The organism is Sphingobacterium sp. BIGb0165 (assembly GCF_024810095.1).
In the GTDB taxonomy this organism is placed as follows: domain Bacteria; phylum Bacteroidota; class Bacteroidia; order Sphingobacteriales; family Sphingobacteriaceae; genus Sphingobacterium; species Sphingobacterium detergens.
This window is the reverse complement of sequence record NZ_JANUEB010000012.1, coordinates 262,929-286,616: the sequence shown is the minus strand read 5'-3', so window position 1 is coordinate 286,616 and position 23,688 is coordinate 262,929. Positions and strand designations below refer to the sequence as shown.

Here is a 23,688-nt window from a genome sequence, read left to right as displayed (position 1 = left end):
TGAAAAAATAATCTTATAATTGTTGGCCCGTAATCACCGATACGGGTGGCCCATATTCAAGCGATAGGCTTGGCCCGGAATAACCGATATACACACTAGACGTTGCCGAGCCGCGGCGCATCGTTCCGAGAAACCCACTTTCTCCAATTTACACGACTGCTGGAGTATGGATTTTGTTGCTGATGCGCTGTTCGATGGCAGGAAAATCCGCTGCTTAACTATAGTGGATAACTATAGCCGTAAATGCATGGCTATTGAGGTTGGACAGGGGCTTAAAGGAAATGACGTTGTTTCTGTTTTGGAAGAACTCCGGCTATTCCACCAGGCAATGCCCAGAAAAATCCAAGTTGATAACGGATCGGAATTTATCTCCAAGGAAGTCGACAGGTGGGCTTATGAACATCAGGTTGAATTAGTTTTCTCCAGACCTGGGAAACCAACAGATAATCCGTATATTGAGTCATTCAATGGAAGTTTCCGTGACGAGTGCCTAAATGCGCATTGGTTCCTGTCATTGGAAGATGCGAAGGCAAAAATTGAAATCTGGAAGGAAGAGTACAATACCTTTAGACCCCACAGCTGTTTAGGGGATCTGACACCTGAAATGTTTATCGAAAAACAGGTCAAAACAGCGGGATTCCCTACTTTAGAACACTCCCAGATTTGGGGAGAGGTCATTTATACAATAAGAATTTTGTTACTTCGTCTTTAGATATATATCATTCTCATACTTTAGCGTTGGAGTGGCTCTGTCGTAGATTGTTTTTACATCCAGATATAATGGGAATACGTTTTTATTTAAAATTTGGTCATTAATGGATTTTTGAAAAATTGTAGATTTTCCAGTACCTTTTCTTCCAATTATAATAGTGGAGTTAGCCAAGTTTACTTTATCATTTATAGCATTTTCAGGAAATAAATCTGTATATAAATTATTTATCAAAGATTTACCACCTTTGTCAAAAATTTCCGCCTTTTGATTAAGTTTTAAAGATTCTGTGAATTCTAAAAACTCTCTTATACTTTCCATTTAAATAGTTAATAGTTTGGTATTATTATAGATGATTATTTACTGTTGTTGTGCTGTCTAGCAAGGCTAATATCCAAATCTTTTACCAATCTGTAACAATGAAACTGACGTATGTTATCAGTAGAAATATTGAAAATTCGACGATATCAATGTACAATTACGGATTGGCAGTTTCCCAACTTTACATTGAATTTGAAAATGCACCCAAACTTGGTTTAAAATTTTAGAATTAGGTTTATGAGCCAACGATACAGTTTGAGTTATACTCCTTGGTTATAGTTAATATTTTTCTTCCAAATATTCCCAATTTAAATTTAAACTAAGCCCATTAATATCGGGGTAGACGCTTCCGCTATTAATCCCGAAGACTGATAGTTTTCGGAGGATCTTTTTCTTTAAGCTGGCGGGGATTTTGATTTCAGTCAAGTGCTCTTTAGCTTTTTTATTAGTTTCCAACTTAACAAACTTACCGGCAGATTTTGAGTACGCGTGGGCTGTAAACCATCCATATTGAGCGACTATTCTTTCATTGTTTAACATTGGCTTTAGGATTTTAGTACTTCTAATGTCAAATGGGGAAGTTTTCTTATCAATATCAACGCGCATGTTGTTATCACAAGAGAAAATATATAAATAAGCATCATCATCGATGTTATTAAGATTTTGACATGCGAACCAAAGAGCGATAAGGGGATTGCTAGTCCAATCTAATAGCCGCGTTTTAAGTCCAAAATGTTGTGCATAAACCAACCATTCCCAATCTGTTGTAAATTCTTTTTTTATTAGAAGAGCAGATCTACGTTTGAAATCATTAAGCATATCGCGCTCCAATTCGGTAGAATCTTTAGATGAATTCTTTCTACATATACTTGGTAACAATGGATGATTATGGGATTGACCACGGAATAGATTGATTTCATATCCTAATATTTCGACTGTATCAAGATAATTTATGAAATCTATAAATGAAGATATTGTTACTCTGTTCATGTTTTGATTAAGCTTTAGTAATGGTTTATAAATGACGAATTTGTAAATCAAATAAATGTACCTATCTTAAATTTGCGAAACAATTTTATGCTTCAAAAACAAACCTTCCATTCTCATCTTTCTTGCTCGTCACCTTAGGCGTTCCTTTTGTACCGTTACATGCCTTTAAAGCATTTGCAATAAATAATGGCCGTACTGCACTATCGAATTCTTTCTGACAATCTTTAAGAATCTGTAAGGCATTTTTAGTTTCGCTAAAATATCCTGAGGAGATTTGACGTAATACCCAATCTTTGACCGATTGTTCTGAGACAGTACTTGGCGATTCAAGTAATAAATTTTTTTGTTCAGGAGATATGGTGCCTATAATTTCAATTCGGCCATCTTTGAAGAATCTTTCAGCTTTATAAACAGCCGAGTCAGATTCATCTTTTGCTACAGATATTTGGATTGTAAATTCTGAGTTAGTGATATCGGGTACTATTTGCTCAATGCTACAATCGAAAATTTCACGAAATATATTATTAAAAGGTACGGAGTAAATTAAGGTATGGGTGGGATCTTCTGCGTCACGAACATAAAAGTCTCGTTGGCCCATGAGAAAAGAAAGCTCGAATTGACTATAACCTTTTTTCTTCCTCAAAAGAAATACATTTAGTATTTTTTCGACTTCTATTCGTGGCATGGCAGTAATGTTAATTATTTCAAATTTAAGATCAACTTGCATAAAAATGGCCATTTCTTTGACCACAAAGATACTAATCCTTTTTCTGCTTACCGATAAGGATGTATGTGTTAAGGTCCCCTTTAAGTACTACTTTGAGTCTTTTATTTTTGCCTTTTACAGCACGTTCTAATGGACGAGTAAAGTCTTTTGCTTCCCAGTTTTGATTTTGGACTTCATTAGCTTTCATCACAATTTCATTTAGAGTCTTAGCTTTTTTGAAAAAAGTTTGGTCCTCTATTAATGCACTTAGGGTAGGTGCTGGACCTACGCCGGGTGGGATAGGAGGAATTTTTTTGAGAACTTTGTCATTAGATAAAATTTCTGACGGATAGAAATCATATATGGTGTATTCTGTTTTTATGATGGAGCTATCTCCTGAATCTTTAAGTTCTTGTTGTCTTATTCTTGCAATTTGAGAAAAGTATAATGCAATTTCGCTCAAAACCTCATCATTGTATTTTGAATTGTTTGCAGCGCTTTCCATGTGTCCAATATATTTTTCATTTTTTCCAAGATGCTCAGAAATATCTTCGCCAGAAATTCCTAATTCAAAGCGAATAGTTCTAACAGCAATAATAATATAAAGTTCAATTGGAAATATATGCCAAGTGTTTTTGTTCATATATAAATTAATGAATAGAATTATTTTATGCTTTGTGCTGTAAATAATTTGAATTTCAAGAATTACTTTAGTATCTTTGTTTCAGTAAAATATTAGATCAGTCATCTATAGTTTAGGTGTTTAAATCAAAGAGTCTTGTGCCTGTATTTTCTGACGCCACATCGCAAGACAGCAGATTAAACACCCATGTCTATACTTTTATGCTATATTTGCATAACAGATAGATGTGGGTACTGCTGTAAATCCGTGGTGTGTAAGGCGTCAGAAACTTTATTTCAGGTACGGTGTGCAGTCCCACATTTATCATTGGAACCAACCCACAAGACTCGTTACCAATAAAACGAGTTATGAACAAAAAACAAAGATCAAAGAACATCATCACGGCCCCCGAGTAGCTCGGTGACAGAAGTCATACAATGACTTTCCTAGCTGCTGAAGACGTATCGAACCAATTATATACTTGCAACTGTCATTTAACGTCTTGCGCTTCCCGCATTTACAACAATTTTTTTATTTGTGACCTAAGCTAGGCTTAGGAGCAAGAGGATACGTTTGTAAGTATCAATAAAAAGAACCGAGTCAGCAGGTCACAGCCCTCAACACCTTTAAAAATGAACAGTTTTTACAAGGGTGGGAGTGAACTGCCTACTGGAAAAGGTTCCTCCTGCTCAAACCAAATTAAATCCAAAAAATTATGGCCTCTGGCCTTTAAATTAGTAGTGCTTTTTAGGTTATATTTTACCAGTATATCTCCAGTACGGATAAAGCACTCCTTAAGCAGAGATATAGTACTATTTACGCAAATGTTGCGTAAGCATATTTACAAAGGAAAAACGTGCTATCAAAGTGCTTTTCTGCTGCTATATACATACTTGATTATTGGAAGCAAGCTAACAAGTAAAAAGTTGTCGCAAAAGCTTACAAAACCAAAGCTTTCTTCGAGAGGGCTTCGGTGGCTGTTCGACATTTCTTCGAACCTGCTTCGAGCCTGCGTCGCCCCTTCTTCGGGGTTGCTTCGGCTGCTGTTCGACTGCCCTTCGGGTGCGAGCCGAAGCCCACTCGAAGCGGAGCCGAAGCCGAGTCGAAACGTAGCCGAACATGTCTCGAACGAGTCCCGAAGAGGTCCCGAAGCGTTGCCGAAGCCTAGCCGAAGAGCCAAAGGTGTCGAGATACCGATTCGATTACGTCTATATTTTACCTACATCTGCGAAGCACTTGCCAGATACTCTGACAGATCATACTGTAAGAGTACTGGTCGGGTGCTGACTAATGGAGCCGTACCACCTTCGGACTTTCTTCTGACCAATACCTGCCTTTCTTCTGCCTTGTATGCAGCTGGCTCCCAATTTTCTTCGGGGCAGCATCTGCGTGGCTCGACGAAAAACCTATGCCGACTCGATGAAAACCCACGGAAAGGGCAGATTTGGTCAGGAGTTGATAGGTACTTAACTGGTCTATTCCCCGCCACTAAAGGCACTATTGATTCACGGTTAAGCTACCGTGAGTGTACTGAGAGTGTACCAAAAAGGTACTGGAAAGGTACTAAAGAGCTACTAAAGAGGTACCAAATAGCTACCAGACAGGTACAGGCTTTCAGTAGCTTTCTGGTGAACCGTAGGTATAAGCTTGGACGTGCAATGGAAATTCCTACTAAAATGCATAGAGGCAATTTGGTAAGTGGAGGAGATGGATGCCGTTTGAAATCAGAGGATTTACAAGCGTTCAGTGTCACTCGAGTGTGTAGGAATGGGTGTTTAGCTGTTCAAAAGAAAATAGGTGCTCAGAAGGCTTTAAAATACTTTTCAGTAGTTGCAGGTTACGGAAAGGGATATCGTATGTCTCTGACATGCCTGCTCTTAATGATAGTTTCTATGTTTAGTTTATTGGCTCAGACGCCCCGCAAGGACAGCGGGGCCGATGGGCTATTCAGTCTCGTTACGCTAAAGCCGGGCGACAAGATCCCTGATGCGGTATGGAACCAGTCGCTCGAGCTGAACTATTTCAATGGAAAGAAGAGGACAATCAAGTTCTCTGACCTGAAAGGAAAGCTGATATTGTTAGACTTCTGGTCAACAGGTTGCCCGAGCTGCATCGAAGGTATTCCCAAAATGGAATGGATACAGCAGCGTTTTCTGGATAACATACAGGTCATAATGGTCAATAGTAAGCGGAATAAAGATACCGCAAAACGGATAAAGACGAGATTTGAAAAATTTAAAGCTGATTTTAATTTTACGCCCTCTTTACCCACAGTATTAGATGATACCATATTTACCGCATTGTTTGCGCATAATACCCTACCTGCATTGGCGGTAGTTGATACAAATGGTGTCTTTATTGCCATGACCAGCTCACATTCACTGACGGACAAAAATATTCAGGCTTTGTTGGATGGAAACGCCGTGTTAAAGAGCGAAGGTAATTATAAAAACCTCACTCGGAGTGCTGCTGAACCGCTGCTGGATACAGTAGGTATGCATTACATTTCTGCATTTGGAGGATATAGGGAAAATTACCTGCCTGTATACCCTAATTTGAACCATAAGAATGGGACAACGTTCCTTCAAATGGGCAATCAGAGTCTCCAGTTTATGCTCTTTCAAGCTCATGGAAAGGCGCTCAAAGGATTCCGACAAAATGATCTAGTAATAGATGCTCGCCTCGGCAGGCAATTTAAAGAAAAGTTGTTGAACGGAAATAGTACCAAAAACAAGTGTTGGTATCAGTTTTATGCCGATGACTCGGTGTCGCGACAACAATTTGAGGATATTTTTTGTCGAGAATTTCAGAACTATTTTAAAATTGCTGTCGCGCGTAAAAGCGACAGCATCGAACTGTATAAAATACGATTCTCCGATAAGATCAAAAACATTCTTACCAGTGGAAAGGCTTCAATTGCACGGTTTCAAGGGATAGGTGAAGAGGCTTTCTATCAGAATATCCCTATTCGTCTGTTTCTGCAGAATCTCTTTTATGCTTTTGATCTTCCGACTGAACTGCAAGAGAAGGAAAATTTTAATATTGATATCATCGTACCAGTTGACTTTGTCCGTTGGACAGAACAAGAAAAGTTATCCTTTCTGAAAGAAAGAGGGATAGTTTTTACAGCTGTGAAAGAATACAGAACCTATCCTTTTGTTTATCCAATCTACTAGTCCGAAGTTATGAAAGTAGGACTATTAACGCTGCTATGCAGCGTAAGCATCTTGCTGGGCAAGGCTCAGCAAGTGCAACGGATGGAGGTTAAAGGACGCGTACTAAATAGTACGGATAGATCTCCTGTGCCGAATGCCAATATTCGCGTGATCAATAAACAGCAGGTAACACGTACTGATGACAAGGGACAGTTTGTTGTAAATGGTATTTTTGATAGGGACTCGTTGACAGTCAGTTCGGTAGGATACCACAGCCGCACTGTGGCCGGAGGTTATTTTAGAGATAATGCAGTGATATTGCTTCAAAAGGAAGAAAACTATTTGCAGGAGGTACAGGTAAATACCGGCTATCAGACACTTCGGGCAAACGAAGTCACGGGGGCTATAAATGTAATTTCCCGAAAAATGTTGGATCAGCAGGTAGGGACCAATATCCTGCAGCGTCTTAACAATGTTGTACCCGCTATTCGCTTTGACAATCAGCCGATCAAAAATGCTATGCAGCAGAAGCTAAATGTTTCTGTTCGGGGACTAAGTACCATTAACGGTAATCTTGATCCTTTAATTGTGCTGGACGGGTTTATCTATGAGGGTGATATTACCAACATAGACCCTGCGATGATTCAATCGGCTACGGTTTTGAAAGATGCTGCGGCGAGTGCAATATGGGGAGCCCGGGCAGGAAATGGTGTAATTGTACTGACCACCAAGAAAGGTATGATAGGGACAAATACCCGCAATAAAATTACGTTTGGAAGTACCATGATCTTTAAAGATCGCCCAAATCTGTCGCAACTGTATCAGGTACCCAACGCTGATTTTATTGCTATCGAAAAGATGCTGTTCGACGGGGGCCATTATGATGTTTTTCTACAATCATTTCTGTATGTAGCAATGACCCCCGTAATTGATATTTTGGACCGCACAAAAAATGGAAAGATTTCATCATTGGATTCCGCAGAGGTAATCAATAACCTTTTGGCGCAGGACGGTTTGAAGAATTATTCAGATGCTTTTTATAGATCACCGATGTCCATGCAGTATAATCTTCATATCGCCGGCGGCAATGCAAAAAACAGTTATGGGCTAGGATTAGGCTACACGAAAACAACAACTGAATTGGATAGCCGAAATAGAAAATGGAATCTGCTATTTTCAAATAGTTATCGTCCGATCGCAAACTTGCAGGTAGACCTGAATGTGAACTATACCGATCATAGGGATCAATCGGGGAGACCTGATTATTCCAGCCTGAGCTATGGCAGCAAATCGGTTCCCTATATGCAGTTCTCTGATAATGACGGTAAGGAAATATCGTTTGACGGGGATTTTAGGAGGTCGTATCTCGACCAGAATTTTGGTGCTAATTATTTAGACTGGTCTTACTATCCGCTGTCGGAATATAATTATTCGAAGACTACCAAAAACTTGACCGAGCTCTTTGCATCTGCCGGTATATCTTATCAGATCTTGCCCTACCTCAAGTTAACCGCTTCAGGACAATATCAAAAGCAGGCTTCCAAGAGTGAGTTTTTAAGTGAAATGGAAAGTTATAGTGCTCGTCTGTTGATCAATAAATTTACACAGGTGGATCCGGTGACAGGAAAGGTAAGTTATCCGGTGCCGCGTGCGGGAATTAACAAAATTGGTGAAAGTGAGGGGCAGTCGTACACCGTGCGCAGTCAGCTCAATTTAGATAGACGATTGAGTGCGCATCACTTAATCGGCATCTTTGGTGCGGAGATGCGACAGAATACACAGAGCGGAACAGCCTATACCGTGTATGGGTACAACAAAATCCCCCTGACGTCGCAGGCTGTAGACTTTATAAACCTTTATCGTACCAGTCCCGATGCACTATTACAGACAATAGGGGGAAGTCCGGATTTCACAAAAACGGTCAATAGGTTTGTTTCGACATACATCAATTTTTCTGATATATGGAAGGAGAAATATGCCATTTCTTTCAGTTTTAGGCAGGATGGAGCCAATATATTTGGAGCCAATACAAATGATAAATGGTCACCGCTATGGTCTGTGGGTGGTTTTTGGGATCTCGGTAAAGAGCAGTTTATGGAGCTGTCTTGGTTGGATAATCTCAAATTCAGAGCTACATTTGGTTACAGTGGTAACGTTGATCTGACCAGAACGCCCGAACCCATTGCAAATATTGAGACCGCCCGTTACACGAATTACCCCATGTTGAATATCCGAAACCTAAATGATCCTTCGCTCCGATGGGAGAAGGTTGGAACTTTCAATCTAGGACTAGATTATGCTTTACTTAAAAACCGGATCTCGGGCAGTGTTGACTATTATGTGAAAAATGGAAAAGACCTGTATGGTACCACAGATTATGATTATACAACCTGGGGAGCACAGGCAACAGTGGTCAAAAATGTCGGCGCCATGCGTGGTCATGGACTCGATCTGGCTTTGAATAGTATCAATACAATCAATAGGCTCAAATGGAGTACGAGTCTGGTATTAAGCCTGAATAAAAACAAAACGACCGCATATTATAGAAGTGTGAACCAAGGGCTCGGTAATTTTCTCGGCAATGGGAATGGCATCACGCCGATAGTAGGAAGACCTTTAAATGCAATAGCGGCTTATCGATGGGCTGGACTGAATGAACAGGGGCAGCCGCAGGGATACCTGAACGGTGAAGTCAGTACAGAATATCTCAAGATCAGAAATGCGTCTCTACAGAGCGCTTCGGATTCAGAAAGTATTGTCTTTATCGGCTCTTCCAAACCTCAGCTGTTTGGCAATCTCACCAATACCTTTGTGTGGAAAGCATTTTCGATGTCTTTTAACATGAGCTTTAAAGCTGATTATTATTTTCAAAAGCCGTCCACGTCCTACTACTCACTCTTCGAGCAGGGCGTGGCTTATCCCGATTATGAAAATCGCTGGATGAAGCCTGGCGATGAAAAGCAGACCAGCATGCCTAAAATGGAATATCCGATCAATGATAATCTCAGTACATTTTATACCCAATCGGAAATTCATGTCCTCAAAGGAGACCATATCCGCTTGGAATATATTAATGCCGCCTGGGAACATAGGCTACCCGGTAAGAACGAAATGAAATTTAGGCTGTATGGGAATATTGCTAACCTAGGTGTAATCTGGAGGACCAATAGGCAACATATTGATCCTGAATTTGCCTATCGTCTAACACCTCCAAAAACATTTTCATTGGGAATTCAAATAGATTATTAAGAGATGAAAACAATAATTATAATTATAACCCTAGGCTTTGCTACACTAATCTTCGGGGCTTGTGATAAATATTTAGATGTACAATCCAATAATAAATTGGTTGTACCCAAAGAATTGGATGACTTACAGAAACTACTGGACAATGTACGTGTAATGAACAATAATTTTTGTTCACGTGGTGAAAAGGCCTGTGACGATTATTTTATTCCTGAGAGCAATTACAAAGCATTGAATGATGTGGAGAAGCTGGATTATATCTGGGAAGATTCCCAATATAATTTTTCCAACGATTGGTCGAGCATGTACAATGTTGTATATATAGCTAATCTCGTACTGGAGCGTCTTGATAAAATTGATAGAAATGAACAGAATGCTGCAAAATGGGACGGTATTAAAGGCGCTGCCCTATTTTTTCGTGCCAATAGTTATCTCAGTTTGTTATGGACCTATGCCAAGGCCTATCAGCAGAATGCCGCTGAGACGGATCTAGGTATTGTTCTTCGGGAAACATCGGATTTTAATGTGAAATCCGTACGGGCCTCCGTGGAAGATAGCTATAGAAAGGTGATCACAGATCTGGAAGCTTCGATTTTGCTTCTGCCATTGGAACCGAATCATGTGGTACAGCCAAGTAAGCCAGCTGTATATGGGGTTTTGGCAAGAGCTTATCTGTCGATGCGTCAATATGATCTGGCATTAAAATATGTTGAGCTGTATTTGCAAGTGCGAAACGAGCTACTTGATTATAATAACAGCAATGAAGTGAAGTTGACGGCCTCTTTTTCCTTTAGTTTATTCAATAAAGAGACTACATTTTATATGGAACTGAAGGCAACGATATTGAGCAATGCGTATTCAAATATCGATTCTGTACTCTATCGCTCTTATGATTCCAATGACCTGCGGAAGCAAGCGTATTTTAAAGTGACAGCTAACACGGTCAATTTTAAGGGACAATACTCGGGAAGTGCACTTTTATTTGGCGGGGTGGCTACAGATGAAATGTATCTGATCCGAGCGGAATGTCTGGCGCGAGCGGGCAAGTTGGTGGAAGCGCAAGCAGATCTTAATAAACTTTTGGCGACGCGATATAAAGCAGGAACCTATAAATCTTATCTTTTGACGGATACGGGGGAGGTGCTGAAAGTGATATTAAGTGAAAGACGGAAAGAGCTGGTCTATCGAGGGCTGAGGTGGATGGATATCAAACGATTAAATCTGGAAGGGCAGGAGATCATCTTAAAAAGAGTAGTCGATGGGAAAGAATACAGGCTTGTGCCCAACGAAAACCGGTATGCATTACCTCTGCCGGCAGATATTGTGAGGATAGCAGGAATTCCTCAAAATCCACGTTAATTTACGATAATAGCGGCCCTGTATAGGGCCGCTATTAATTGATGCAAGTCGAATCTCTAATTTCGATTAATCGGATTAAACTGCATAGGGTTAGACCCCGGCTCCAACGATGGAATGTATCCGGAGCTGGTAGATGTCGCTTCGATCGCTATTTTGCTCGAGTCGAAAGATGTTCCAGAACTGTTAAGGTCTGTTGGATCAACTTGAACTGCACAAGCGAGCTCATCTTGGTTATTACAACTTTTGCCATTAGGAGATGTACTCCATTGCGACAGATCTTCTACCTGTGTGGGATCCGTTGGAGTCCCATGAAAATAAACAGTTACAGGAGCTAAACTTTTTCCTGCATAAGCCTCAGCACCTTTAAATGCTGAGAATCCGATAATCATGGCTCCGCCTAATATCATGTAGCCATAATTGTTTAAAAATTTGGTTAGCATGTTGCTACCCTCCTTTCTTTACTGCAGGTCAGTGATTGGTTAGTAAAGATACTGGCCTGCAACTTTTTGGTAAATAATTGTCGGTACGGTTCTGTATACCGATCGTATCCGTATGCCAGGCTGCCTACTATAGGCCTACTGACGTCGTTATGTGCTGGATAATAATAGAGACTGTCTGGTGCATACCACATATCTTTTGACTTTGTATAGTGGATGTTCCTGTGGCTGATGGCTCCCATTGCCACGAAGCCAATCAGAAATAGTGCGATGTTTGTTTTGCCGGTCAATGCACACTCGCCATATTTGGCTATTCTCCGATGCAGTACCAATCCTATGATAGAAAGGCCAAGAATCAGGATATTTATCAAGAGATGCGCAGTCCAGGAGATACCACTCAGAAAGCTCGTGCACATACAGGGTTTCTGTGAATAGACATTCAGTACACCTAATCCAATATAGATCGTAAAAACGATGATCAATAGGGTGGAGGTTCTCCATCCCCAGGCACGCAGCCGGGCTACTGGCATGGCTAGCAATATCCCAACACCGATTTCCATAAGCGGAAGTAACCAAAAGAGTATCGGAGCCAGATAACTGATTACTGGCTGCTGCTTGAGGGCGATCCGGAATGCGCCCAGCTGCCAGATCTTGTCTATGCCTACATAGATCCAAAACAGGATCATTACCGCCCGTAGGATCTTGTATATCATGCTGCTTGTTTTATTCGCTTCCATAGCTTTAATTATTTGTACTGTGGTATTTATTATTTTTAAAAACAGGGCGCCGTACCTGCCCCTCCATTAGGTACAGAGGCCTGCCTGAGCGTCAGCTGCTACTTTCTCGTACGCCTTAAATCAAAGGTAGCGCAGATAATAGCGCTTCGTAGGGGTAGTATTTCATGCTCATCATGCCTGCAAATAGGCTTTAAACAAGTTTCAGGAAAGGGAAGGGGGTACCATGGGTAAAATGCTTGCAGATATACCGGAAGGGACTATCGGGGCAGGAAATTATCTTGGCCACTATTTAAGGCAGTATGATAAGGGGCAATTGCAGGGGTAGTGGGTGAATACCCCTACTTTTATGATTTTTCTTTTTTTTACCTTTTTAAATCCGGGAATAGCTCGCGCAGTTCAGCCTGCATGTTGTTTAATGTCCGGAGAATACGCACGGCAGCAGCATATTCCACACTTTTATCCATTTTGGTCAGGGTATGTGGCGTCAGCAAGATACCTTCTTTGGTCTTGATGAGTTTTGAAAACTCCGCAGCGACCTCCTTTTTCTCAGACGAACGCGTAATATTGGCTTTTACGCACAAATGTAACCAGAGCTTGAGCTCCTTGCCATTGAAATTGCTATGTATAAATTGTTCTTCATCTTTTTCTGATGATGTCTGCTGAGACTGGGATAGCTCCGTTTGCACATATTCGCACATCAGCTTAAGTAGACTGCTGCGGTTACTATCGTAGGCAAAGTCCCGTATGCAGGAGAAATGTTTTGGAAACCGCAATAAATTTTCCATAAAGATGGGATCGGTCTGATAAAACTCCTTCCAACGATTGAAAAATCCCATATGGTTAAAATTGAAATTGATCATCAAGATCAAAAAGCGGTAATGCCAGTTTTTTCTCTGTCGGTTATCTTCGGCCAGTTGCGCTAGTGCATCCAGCAACTGTATCAGATATTCCTGATGACGGTACTGGATATAAGGAATCTTGCCCTCCACAAATAGGCTGTCGATGGCCGAATGGATTTCATGGAGATAGACCAGTGGAATATTCTTTTTTGCCAGCCGATCAAAAATAGCAGGTATGCGATTGTAGACATAGGTACTGATCTTGTCCCGGTAATGGCTGGGCAGGTTGGTCGTGGGATCGATATCATTTTTAAATAAAAATTCAATACGCTCCAGCAGTTCCTCCAATGCAGTTAGCGCACTCCGGTCTTCAATACCTTTCTCTGTACAGAATGCCGTCAGCTTTTGGTGTAGCCAGAGCAACTGTATATGATATAAACGTACGGCATTGCTGGCTCTGTCTACATTGCCGGCCTCTCTGTGGGCATGTAGTGCTAACGGGAAATTGTCCGAACAGGCTACCGATATACTGTATAGCCGTGTCGGTATCTCGGTCTGATCGACACGATGCAATGTTTCGATCATCAGGGTGAGCTGGTATAGACTTACAATCATTGGTACCTCCTTTTGATATCTTTGTGGTACCAGGGCCAACCGTATACACCGGGATGCAGCTGGAGATTGAGCTTATCGCCTTCTTTTGCTTTTTTATAAAGTTTGGGATGTACGTCCATCGGTAGCTGATATTGTCGCCCTTCGTAAGAAAAGGAAAGTAGGAGCTCATGGATATCACAGCACAGAGGACATTTCTGAACGACAACAGCCGTAATCTGTACATTATTGGCGTCAGCTGTATGCTGGCAATTATTGAGGATCAGAACCATGCGGATATACCAGGTACAGGCAATAAGCATAATGGGAAACTGGACGGTATATAGTTTTACGATATTCACCTGCTTGAGCAGTAGAATATGAGCTGCGGCACAACAGAGTAGCGCAGCAGGAAGGGCATGTATAAAAGCTGTTCCAAAGGGCTGTGAGCTGAGCAGTAGCTCATAGGGCATACGGTCAAATAGTGCAATGCTGCTGATCTGGATGCAGATAAAGAAAACAAAGAATAACTGGAGTACCACGCTTTGATTACGGATCTCTAAAAAAGGTATAAATAGTACAAGGACACCTATGCTATATACTCTTAATGGGAATGTTGGTGCAATGAATAGACCATATAAGGTAACGAGGACCGCTACACAGATCAGGATGTAATTGCGGGTGAACCGTTGTATCGTTGGCTTTGGGGTTTCCATACGCATGGTTTTTAATATCAGTAAATTGCTGTATGCTAAAATTACCTATAAAGGGGCTTATTCTGCCTGAAGATCATCTTTATTTCAACAAGCACATGTTTTCTACATTAAAGCATGTCTTTTTGCAACGAAGGATATTATCTGTACAATAAAGTACTCAATTTTCCTGTTTTGGCGTATTTTCTTGACTTGCAAAAATCGGGTATGGGGGTAGTATTTCTACTTTTGTGGACTGATTATTAAAATATTGACTAAATTTATAATATAAAATTCCTATTTGAAAGAAATTTTTGCTGGATTAAATTCTAACCTATTTTTTATCTATGAGATCGGTAAGGTTTTTTGTCCTATATATAAACGTAGATTATGGAAAGTATCCAACAGGTCAAGTATTCAAAAGATACGGAGGTGCATGTGCATTATCCGGATTTTATATGGGTATGCATTGCCTCGGTTCTTTTCGGGGGGATTTGTTGGTATATTGGCCATATCGCTGCGCTGTCGGACTGGTTTGAGGATAGTCCCTTGATCTTGAGTTATCTATTTTATGTGATGATCATTGCTTTTGCGCTCTTTTATACGCGCACGATGATCAAGCTATTGGACAAGCGAAAAAGCTGGCTGCATAGTTTTGGTGATCGTTTGGGGGCACAGTTCTTCTTTTGCGTTTTGTTGCCTACGATATTTTTATTTGCAATCATAAGACCCGTTGCCCCGCCCAAAAGCGAGTGGATATGGCTACCGCTCCTGGTGATCTTGGGCGGGATGTTGTTTTTTAATATGGGCTATGCGATCTTTTTTTATTCGTCTGTGTATCGCAAAAGGGAGACCTATGTCGGGGAACTGGAAAAGCGAGTGGAGCATCTGGAACAAAAATTATCAGCGCAGAAAGAGCCGCAATTGGTACACTTGTCCGACACTCAGCTGGATGAAGAAGAGCCTTCCAAAATAGATGAGCAAGAAAAAGAAGGGGATATGACCGAAGAAATAGACCTCGCACTATTGAGGGGAATGGATACGCTTGAGGAGGAATTTTTGCTAAACAACAGATACCTGACCAAAAAGATTATGTACAATGAGCTGGGTATATTTTTATTCGAGAAGACCAATAATACGCCGATCGTCAAATTATTTTTGAATAGCGATATGAATGAGGGAATAGGCTGTGAGCAACGTAGTCTGAACGAAATTGTGCGCGATACGCACGGCTTTGTACAGAAAATAGACCGGCATCACGCGATCCCATTGGATATGATTAAGGCCTGTTACCAATTGAAGGGCGGCCGGCTTCGGATTATTTTGCGCGTACCGTTTGGAGATATGGACAGTTTTGTGGTTTCGGTGACCATCTCGCGTAGGATAAAAGACTGGGTAATGCTTCAGGTGCCTATTGAAAAGGATAATAGTACAAATCAATGATATTAAAATATTGGCTATGGAAAACCTAAAAAGTAACACTTGGAAGTGCCGTGCCACGGGTAAAGTAGCATTTCCGTCGTTGATCGAAGCAAAATGGAGGATGATCAATTTTAAATTTATGACACGCATCAGGAATAAAGACGGCAAGCGTGTCAAACATCGCATGGGCAAACCGGCTTGCAAAAGGGCTTACTACTGTAAATTTTGTAAAGGGTACCACATCACCAAATGGGATAAAGGTCATTTCAAAAACTATAAAAATGTAGTGATGACCTGGGATATCTCTGCTATAGTAAATGATTACAACTATTTATTGAAATAGTGTTATTAAAAAGGTTAAAACAGGCCTGTTCAGAGTTGAAAGGCCTCGGACAGTCTTTTTAGTCTTGCTATTTTGCAGGTTGATATTGCCAGAGGCTTTCTCTTCGTTAAGGTGGTTTTCCAGTTCGCCATCCATCATCGGTTCCAACATATGCTTCATTAATGGCGCTAGAATGTCATCATTGGGAGATAAACTTTTGCCTTCGTAAACACCTTACATAGCTGCTGCCTTGAAGCGTTCCAAACGGCCAAGCTCTCTTGACTGCCTTTAAAAACAAACACTAACGAAAAATCAAATGGGGCCTTTTCTTTCATGACCGTGCCGCTTGAATAATTGAATATAAACAATCTTATTGAATTTGTTTCTCTGACACAATTCATGTTACGGTCGCTATAGAAGAACGAAAATATTTCTTTGTCAGTCTGGGAAATGAATATATCTTACGGTTGTACTTATTTAAAGCTATTATTTTTTTTTAAATATGAGGCAAACCTATGTTTGTTTTTGATTAAAGTGTTTTCTGTACACGAATACGTTTTCGAGATTAGCACAATCGATTGCGTTGGTTTTCGCTGATAGCTGTTTGAATCTAATCAACTAATATTACAATAGAAATTCAAGCAAAAGGTTTGTTAATGCCGGTTTGGATTAAATAAGTTAATATCTGCTGGATGATCCAGGATTAAAAACCAATCGTATGTCAATTATGAAAAGAAAGAAGACTTTTTATACCTTATTTTTCCTATTTGGATTCAGCAATTTAGATTTGGTTTCTGTTTTTGCATCAGATGTCAAAAAGGTTATTTCCTTTAAGTTTATCAGATCTTTCGTGTACTATTTCAGAATCAAACAGATTTTTTTGTGCTTTCCTGATCGCGGGCAAGTGATGTTTTTATAAAATCGAAAGCCTAAAAGTGAACATAAAAGTGTGAGTACATTCTATCTATAATCAACATGCAGGATCTTTACTATATTTCAGCGCAACCCGTATCAGTTTATTTTATCTGGCAACTGGATTTGTTAATTTTTAATTTTAAGAATCTGGGATTAAGCAAGGAAAATATCCATATACTTTTTGCATACAATGAGGAGGTTGACAAGAAGCAAATTTTAGAGGAATTCGTAACGCGAAATTCTAAATATGCTTCCATCTTTTTGTATAATGACACCAGAAGCAAAAAGAACTATTTATCTTCTGTAAGGCCTCATATCATCGCCAAACATATTGCTCAACACCCCTATCTGGAGCAGTCTGTATTATTATACCACGATTCTGATCTATTGTTTAAAAGACTTCCGGATGTTAATCTCTTCATGTATGACGAGTACTGTTATGTTGCCAATACCAAATCCTATCTGGGGTATAATTATATAATGGATTGCCTCTCAGAACGTGAATTTGGGAAAATGTGCAGTATTGTGGGGATTCCCTCAGAGCAGGTCAAAGGTCTGGACCAAAAATTTGTGGGTGGCGCTCAATATATCCTGAAAGGAACCTCTATTGATTTCTGGCGGAAAGTGGAAATAGATTCTGAAAATCTATTTAACTATATGACCGCGATTAATGAAAAAAAGAATAGAGATTTCCGTAGTAATAATGACGCCCTGGCAGGCAAAAAGATAGGGATACAGGCATGGTGCAGTGATATGTGGGCGATGCTCTGGAATCTCAGTCTAGGTGGAAAGGAAATTCGGGTTTTAGAGGATCTGAATCATTGTTGGCCCTGGGATCACATGAGCGAATGGGATAAGAAACCTATTCTGCATTATTCAGGCAGTATAACCAGTACAAGGTTTTTTAGAAAAGGCTTATATAATCTATTCCCGCCATACTATTCGAAAAATATCGCAGAAATAGACGTTGATACGGTGAGTAATGCAATGGCGCAAGGAATTAGAGATTTTGTGAAAGAGGAATTGAGGCCAAATACCTACACGGATAGTAAACATTCATTTATTCTGATCTATGACCGAATCAGTGCCGACAGCCTGGATGTCAATCTGCTATGGTTTTATAAATATTTCAATATAGATCTCATCATTTTGGATTTAGGTGCAAATTTTGGAAAGGAGCACCTTGATCTACTTTCCGGCTTAGGTTATGGATACTTTTCTTTAGATCATTATAAAAATGAAGAGCTGTTGATTGATGATCTTTCAGACGCCATAAAAACGCCATTTGTTGGCTGCATGCGCAATCATACAATACTCTCAGAACAGCAGCTTATATCCGCCATGAAATTCATGGGAAGTATGAAGAACAAGGAGGTAAAATCGGTCATCCCTTACACTGAGAATGCGGAAATAGCACAAGTGGACAGCTTATTTCATGCATTGTTTTCAGATTTTATCGATATCGATCTACTGATTAAGAATTATAACAAATTTAACCAGGTACAAAAAAACAAAAATGAAAGAATCGCAGCCTTCTTTACAACAACCGCAGAATTTCTGTCGCAATTAAGAGGAGTTGATCTTAAGAACTCCGTGAATGATATTTTTAGTTGTCCTGTAGAATCCAGTTATATTGATGGACCCTGTTTTCAACTTTAATCAGAACACCGTGGAAAATACGATAATGAATCACCTGGGAAACAGGAGCAGCGAAAAATTGCTAATTAAGGCGATCCAAACCGGCAAAACCAGAGGGAATAAAGATAAGGATCATCTGACGGAGAGTTTTCAAAAATTAATTGCTGAACTCTATGACGAAGAGAATACGACATTTGGTAGCGGGGTAGTTGGTATGGCCTGGAGGCTGGAATGGATCGTTCAGAAAAAGCTCTTACTGCGGTTTGACCTACACGAAGTTGAGGAAATTTTGGAAGACGTGGATAATTTTATCTATAAAAGAACGATTTATCAGAATGCATCTGATTTTTCACTGGCAAATGGTCTTTTGGGAGATTTATATTATCTGGTTAATAGACTGGATAGGATCAGCCCGGAGGTTAAGAAAATTCCTATCGCAAAATGTATTTTTATCTTGATAGATAGGTTATCTACAGCCTTTTCTGCTATAATTTCATCAAATGTGGGGAGCCCCAAAAACGTTAATGATTGGAGTACCGATCAATTAAAATTTATTTCTCAGCTGTTTCACATATTGTCTTTCGTACCATTCTTACCCTACACAGAATATGGGGTCATCCAGCAATTGATTGATAAGATGTCGAATTTCATAAAATATCTATTTATTGAATCATTGGATATGCATTCGGATGAAATCTCACAGGAGCGATATATCGACCTGTTAATGTTGAGTGTATGTTACCATAACGTTGGAAAGAAATTGAAGATTGGCAGATGGGAAAAAAGAGGAAAACAATACATCGCTCATTACATCAGCTTGATAAATTTTGATGAGGTATGTTCTTCGGTATATGCAGAAAAATTTCTACGGGTTTATGGGCTAATAGTAAGCAGCGGGGTTGCAATAGAAATGAATACTAAAATTTTAATAGAAAAGTTATGGATTGAATACCAGAGCAGTAATCAAATCAGGAATGATTTGCTGGAAGTAATTATCGGTGGAAATGCTAAGCCTAGCCATTCTGCGATGATATCGGATTTACAATTAGTATCCATATAGTGAACGTATACCATCTGAAAAATACAAAAGATAACATGCCAATAATTTCAATAGTAATTGCAACCTATAATAATGAGCATTCGATTGTCAACACCCTAATGTCAATCAAAAAGCAGACATCTGATCTTTGGGAATGTGTCATTATTGATGATTGTTCCACAGATGGGACCGTAGCAACAGTAAAGGCAGAAATTGCAGGATATCGGCGATTTCGGTTATTTGAGAACCGTGTAGGTAGCGGTATAGATCATTGTAGAAATTTAGGGGTAGATCATAGTCAGGGTGATTATCTCGTGTTTTTAGAGCCCGGTAATTTTTTATACGAGACCTGTATTGAGAAAAGAAGTTATTTTATTAACGGGTGGTCAAAGATAGATATGCTGGTTTCTCACACCACTTTGTTTAAGGATCAGGTAGACCATGTTATTGGTAGCGTAAATCATAGTGTAATAGAAACCGATTACCATGATCTGATCAATAGGCTGATAAGATGCTGCCAGATATGGACAATGAGCTCAGTGACATGGGAAAAAAGATTTCTGTTAAAGATCGGAAATTGGTCTACTAAGTTTAAATCCTTTTCGGAAATGGACCTCTATATCAGGGCCCTCTTAGACAGACCTAAGCTCCATTTTATTAAAATTGAAGATTCATTGATGAAAATAGAGGGGCGCAAATCGGATGTTTTACAGGAAGTTAGGGAACTTGCCATGTTGCTCAATATATATTTTGAGGTAATCAATAGATTTTCGAACGGTAAGACGGTACAGGATATTTATAATGCATCTTTTATGTTTCTGATCAAGAATATGTTGCGGTTGATCCTATCAAACGAGATTGAATTAGGAGAGGGTGATAAACAGCTGCTCTTTTCAATATTGGAAAAAATAACAGATGAGGAAGGTGTGCTCCAAGTAAGCGCAATTTTGCAATAAACATATCAAAATGAATAATATAAATAGTTATCTATGTCCGTTTTGCTCTTTTTCTCTACCGATAATGAATATTATTGGTACTGACTTTCCCGTGATTAAAGAAAAGAAGATTGTCGGAGGTGGAGAAAGGTACGGTGGGTGCCCAAATTGTCTCAGTACAGATAGAGACCGGCTCGTTTTCGTCTATCTAAAATCCGTCTATAAGATATTCGAAAGAAATGACTGTAAAATTCTCCATATCGCTCCGGAGTTTAACCTATTGAGATCTTTGAATGATCGATTTGCTGCCTCAGATTACATATGTGGTGATCTTAATCCCGGTTACTATAACAGCGGTCGAAAGATGATCGAAGAAATTAATATTCTGGATATTCCTTATCCTGACAAATATTTCGATCTGGTTATTTGTAACCATGTACTGGAGCATATCGAGGAAGATATTTTGGCCATGCAAGAAATTTTTAGAGTGCTTAAAGCCAGTGGGCAGGCGATTCTGCAGACTCCGATTTCATTTGATCTGGATGTTACGTATGAAAATTTTGAGATTGTGAATGAAACCGACCGTGAGGCTGCTTTTGGTCAGAAAGATCATGTTAGAATATATGGAAATGATTACGTGACAAGATTAGAACGTGTTGGTTTTTCCGTTCAAAAGTTCAACCTATATCCAGATTACGACCTTTTTGGATTAAATAGTGAAGAGCGGTTATTTGTATGCAACCGAAATGATTAATGCATTATGTATAAATAATATATGATGGAAAAAGTTTTTATTTCAATAGGTGAAAACTGTCTTGCCGATGCGATTTTAGCAAGGTTTGGGCTAAAATCGTTCACGACTCCATTTTCTCATGGTAAATCCAATATAGAATATCTATTGCAGCTTGAAAAAGAAACGTATAAAGATATAGTCAATACCGATTATTTGGAGTATGGGGACCTAAATAATAATCCTTCCGGCAGAAAGGTTCCAGTGTTGAAAAAATATGTCAAAACCCGTAATATTTATCACGAGATGTTTATGGACGGGGTGGTTTTTTCGCATAGTGACGTAATAGAAAGTACGGCAATTAGGGATACCATCAAAAAACGCGCGGAGAGGTTAGTGGATATCAAAGGAAAAAAAGAGGTATACGCCTTTTATCACCATAGATTTACGAACCATCGGGCTGATTTTGAAATGCTGATCGATGACCTGGATTCCTTTATACAATTATACTGTACGGATGAGGTTTCATCCAAATGCATATTGTTCACGCAGCATATTATTGAAAACGGTCAAGAAAGGGGGGTAAAGTATGCGTCTCACAATCATGTCCATATATTCATGTTTTACACGCTTCAGGAATGGGGGGGGACCGACGATGACGTTTTCTGGGCAAAATGTGATGAAGATTTAATAGCGCAAATGATCGCCCAAGTCCAAAATATCTAAAACTCGCATGAAAGGTAATATAATAAGATGTTAATTATTTTTAAAATGAAAAGAAACAAGATTCAAATTCTTTTAATGTTAGCTATGTTAAGTCCGTTAAGTTTAGTCAAAGCGCAGTGGACCGGTAAAAGAGAAAAACCAGCCAAGACCATTGATGTCAAATATGGAACGATTACTCGGCCAAACAGGACGGATTCCGCAATGGTAGCTTTCCGTAATTATGGGCTCGGACAATTTATCCATTGGGGATTGTATGCAATACCCGGAAATGAATGGAATGGCATAAGTGCGAGACAGGGTGCTCCCGCATCTGAGTGGATCAGGACCTGGGGCGGGCCCACTGCACCAAAAAACTGGCTGAACATCTATGACAACCTCTATAAGCAATTCAATCCAAAGAACTTTGATGCCAAAATCTGGGCTAAACGTGCCAAAGAAATGGGGGTTAAATATCTGGTTTTTACTACAAAACATCATGATGGTTTTTGTTTATGGCCTTCTAAATATTCGGACTATACAGTGGCTAATAGTCCCTATAAAAAAGATATAGTTAAACAGGTTGTAGACGCTTATACCGAGCAAGGCATTGATGTCTTCCTTTATTTTTCGGTGACAGAATGGACCAACAAAGATTGCGTTACATCCATCCCGAAAACCGCCGATGAAAAAGCAAGGTTTGACCGTTTTCTAAAATATACAAAGAACCAGTTACTGGAGCTGCAAACAAATTATCCTCGAATAAAAGGATTTTGGTTTGATGGTACCTGGGATAGATCCTGGGTGAATTCCTACGAATTTACCTACAATTTGGAAAAAGAACTCAGAAAAAATAATCCAAACCTAATTATCGGATCACGCTTTCGAAACGATGAGCATGGGAGCAGACATTTTGATTCAAATGGGGTATTGTTAGGAGATTACGAACAGGGATGGGAGCGAAAAATGCCTGCTAATATAGATATTCTTGATGGCAACGATTGGGATTGTGTGATGACGATACCTCCAAATGGATGGGGATATGTTAAGAACACGGATGGTATGTACCTTAAGACCACCGATGATGTTATCGACCTATTGATGAGATCCCGCTCCATGAACGGTAATTTTGTCCTCAATTTTGGTCCGGATGGCGATGGAAACATGAGCAAGCACGAAAATGAACTCATCACTGATCTGGGGAAATGGACCAAGGCGAATGCCGAAGGCATCTATAATGTCAGTCACTTTCCACTGGAGAGTAAGTATGGATACTATACTGTCAGTAAAACCGATTCGACCTCATTGTTCTTAACTGTTATGAATAGACCCGTCAATAATATTTTAAGAGTGGTGTTTCCTAAGAATTCCAAACTTATCCCTGCCTCAGCAATACTATTGGATTCTCAAAAGGATTTAATTTTAAAAAAGGCAAATATTGGCTTTGACAGGGATCAAAATATGTATTTCGACATTATTATTCCTGAAGATTTGCAATCTAAAAGAGCTTTTTTGGTAAAGATAAAGCTAGGAAATGCGAAAACTGCAGAAGACAAACTGATGGACGCGAAAATCTAACTC

At 39.6% G+C, this 23,688-nt stretch carries 19 protein-coding genes and 1 pseudogene; 12 read left to right on the top strand and 8 right to left on the bottom strand.

Translation table 11 applies throughout. From position 1 onward, the window contains the following. Positions 1-97 precede the first annotated feature (97 nt). Positions 98-712 (top strand): annotated as a pseudogene (locus M2408_RS25460) (integrase core domain-containing protein); the annotation flags it as partial. On the opposite strand, the gene M2408_RS25455 reads toward M2408_RS25460, so the two are convergent. The 4 genes from M2408_RS25455 to M2408_RS25440 form a co-directional block, all read right to left on the bottom strand. After that, positions 698-1,030 carry a hypothetical protein gene (locus tag M2408_RS25455; RefSeq protein WP_259187381.1) on the bottom strand — a complete coding sequence of 111 codons (333 nt, stop codon included), beginning with the start codon at positions 1,028-1,030 and terminating at the stop codon, positions 698-700. The pseudogene M2408_RS25460 and the gene M2408_RS25455 sit on opposite strands and share 15 nt — an antisense overlap. Positions 1,031-1,309: 279 nt before the next feature. Further along, the gene (locus tag M2408_RS25450; RefSeq protein ID WP_259187380.1) at positions 1,310-2,020 is read right to left on the bottom strand and encodes an FRG domain-containing protein; all 711 of its coding nucleotides are present in this window, start codon (positions 2,018-2,020) and stop codon (positions 1,310-1,312) included. 85 nt (positions 2,021-2,105) lie between these two features. After that, complete coding sequence (locus M2408_RS25445) at positions 2,106-2,747, bottom strand: hypothetical protein (protein WP_259187379.1); 642 nt, start codon at positions 2,745-2,747, stop codon at positions 2,106-2,108. Between the two features lie 31 nt (positions 2,748-2,778). Next, entirely contained in the window at positions 2,779-3,369 is a 591-nt protein-coding gene (locus M2408_RS25440) for a hypothetical protein (RefSeq protein ID WP_259187378.1), read from the bottom strand. A 905-nt stretch (positions 3,370-4,274) separates the two neighbouring features. On the opposite strand from M2408_RS25440, the gene M2408_RS25435 reads away from it, so the two are divergent. The 3 genes from M2408_RS25435 to M2408_RS25425 are packed head-to-tail and all read left to right on the top strand — an operon-like array spanning position 4,275 to position 11,108. Continuing rightward, positions 4,275-6,524 (top strand): TlpA disulfide reductase family protein, encoded by a 2,250-nt coding sequence (locus M2408_RS25435; protein WP_259187377.1) that lies wholly within the window; start codon positions 4,275-4,277, stop codon positions 6,522-6,524. 9 nt (positions 6,525-6,533) lie between these two features. Further along, positions 6,534-9,752, top strand: coding sequence for a SusC/RagA family TonB-linked outer membrane protein (locus M2408_RS25430; protein WP_259187376.1), 3,219 nt, complete (start codon positions 6,534-6,536; stop codon positions 9,750-9,752). 3 nt (positions 9,753-9,755) lie between these two features. After that, positions 9,756-11,108 carry a RagB/SusD family nutrient uptake outer membrane protein gene (locus M2408_RS25425; protein ID WP_259187375.1) on the top strand — a complete coding sequence of 451 codons (1,353 nt, stop codon included), beginning with the start codon at positions 9,756-9,758 and terminating at the stop codon, positions 11,106-11,108. Between the two features lie 56 nt (positions 11,109-11,164). Here the strand turns inward: M2408_RS25425 and M2408_RS25420 are convergent, their stop codons facing one another. The 4 genes from M2408_RS25420 to M2408_RS25405 form a co-directional block, all read right to left on the bottom strand. Further along, entirely contained in the window at positions 11,165-11,548 is a 384-nt protein-coding gene (locus tag M2408_RS25420) for a hypothetical protein (protein ID WP_259187374.1), read from the bottom strand. Then, positions 11,542-12,258 (bottom strand): MauE/DoxX family redox-associated membrane protein, encoded by a 717-nt coding sequence (locus M2408_RS25415; RefSeq protein WP_259187373.1) that lies wholly within the window; start codon positions 12,256-12,258, stop codon positions 11,542-11,544. The genes M2408_RS25420 and M2408_RS25415 overlap by 7 nt, the downstream gene beginning before the upstream one ends. Before the next feature lie 386 nt (positions 12,259-12,644). Continuing rightward, a complete protein-coding gene (locus tag M2408_RS25410) occupies positions 12,645-13,736 on the bottom strand; it encodes a hypothetical protein (protein ID WP_259187372.1) in 1,092 nt (363 codons plus the stop codon). Then, entirely contained in the window at positions 13,733-14,428 is a 696-nt protein-coding gene (locus M2408_RS25405) for a hypothetical protein (protein WP_259187371.1), read from the bottom strand. The genes M2408_RS25410 and M2408_RS25405 overlap by 4 nt, the downstream gene beginning before the upstream one ends. Positions 14,429-14,794: 366 nt before the next feature. Between M2408_RS25405 and M2408_RS25400 the strand changes: the two genes are divergently transcribed. From M2408_RS25400 to M2408_RS25365, 8 genes are all read left to right on the top strand, one after another. Next, positions 14,795-15,847, top strand: coding sequence for a hypothetical protein (locus tag M2408_RS25400; RefSeq protein ID WP_259187370.1), 1,053 nt, complete (start codon positions 14,795-14,797; stop codon positions 15,845-15,847). 16 nt (positions 15,848-15,863) lie between these two features. Then, on the top strand, positions 15,864-16,169 hold the full coding sequence (locus M2408_RS25395; RefSeq protein ID WP_259187369.1) for a hypothetical protein: 306 nt from the start codon (positions 15,864-15,866) through the stop codon (positions 16,167-16,169). A gap of 954 nt (positions 16,170-17,123) precedes the next feature. Beyond that, positions 17,124-18,722 carry a hypothetical protein gene (locus M2408_RS25390; protein WP_259187368.1) on the top strand — a complete coding sequence of 533 codons (1,599 nt, stop codon included), beginning with the start codon at positions 17,124-17,126 and terminating at the stop codon, positions 18,720-18,722. A 10-nt stretch (positions 18,723-18,732) separates the two neighbouring features. After that, on the top strand, positions 18,733-19,761 hold the full coding sequence (locus M2408_RS25385) for a hypothetical protein (protein WP_259187367.1): 1,029 nt from the start codon (positions 18,733-18,735) through the stop codon (positions 19,759-19,761). A gap of 35 nt (positions 19,762-19,796) precedes the next feature. Then, a complete protein-coding gene (locus M2408_RS25380) occupies positions 19,797-20,696 on the top strand; it encodes a glycosyltransferase family 2 protein (protein WP_259187366.1) in 900 nt (299 codons plus the stop codon). A gap of 10 nt (positions 20,697-20,706) precedes the next feature. After that, positions 20,707-21,429, top strand: a complete 723-nt coding sequence (locus tag M2408_RS25375) for a class I SAM-dependent methyltransferase (RefSeq protein WP_259187365.1) — start codon at positions 20,707-20,709, stop codon at positions 21,427-21,429. Positions 21,430-21,450: 21 nt separating this feature from the next. Continuing rightward, positions 21,451-22,131, top strand: a complete 681-nt coding sequence (locus M2408_RS25370) for a DUF1796 family putative cysteine peptidase (RefSeq protein ID WP_259187364.1) — start codon at positions 21,451-21,453, stop codon at positions 22,129-22,131. 45 nt (positions 22,132-22,176) lie between these two features. After that, positions 22,177-23,685, top strand: a complete 1,509-nt coding sequence (locus tag M2408_RS25365; RefSeq protein WP_259187363.1) for an alpha-L-fucosidase — start codon at positions 22,177-22,179, stop codon at positions 23,683-23,685. Positions 23,686-23,688 lie beyond the last annotated feature (3 nt).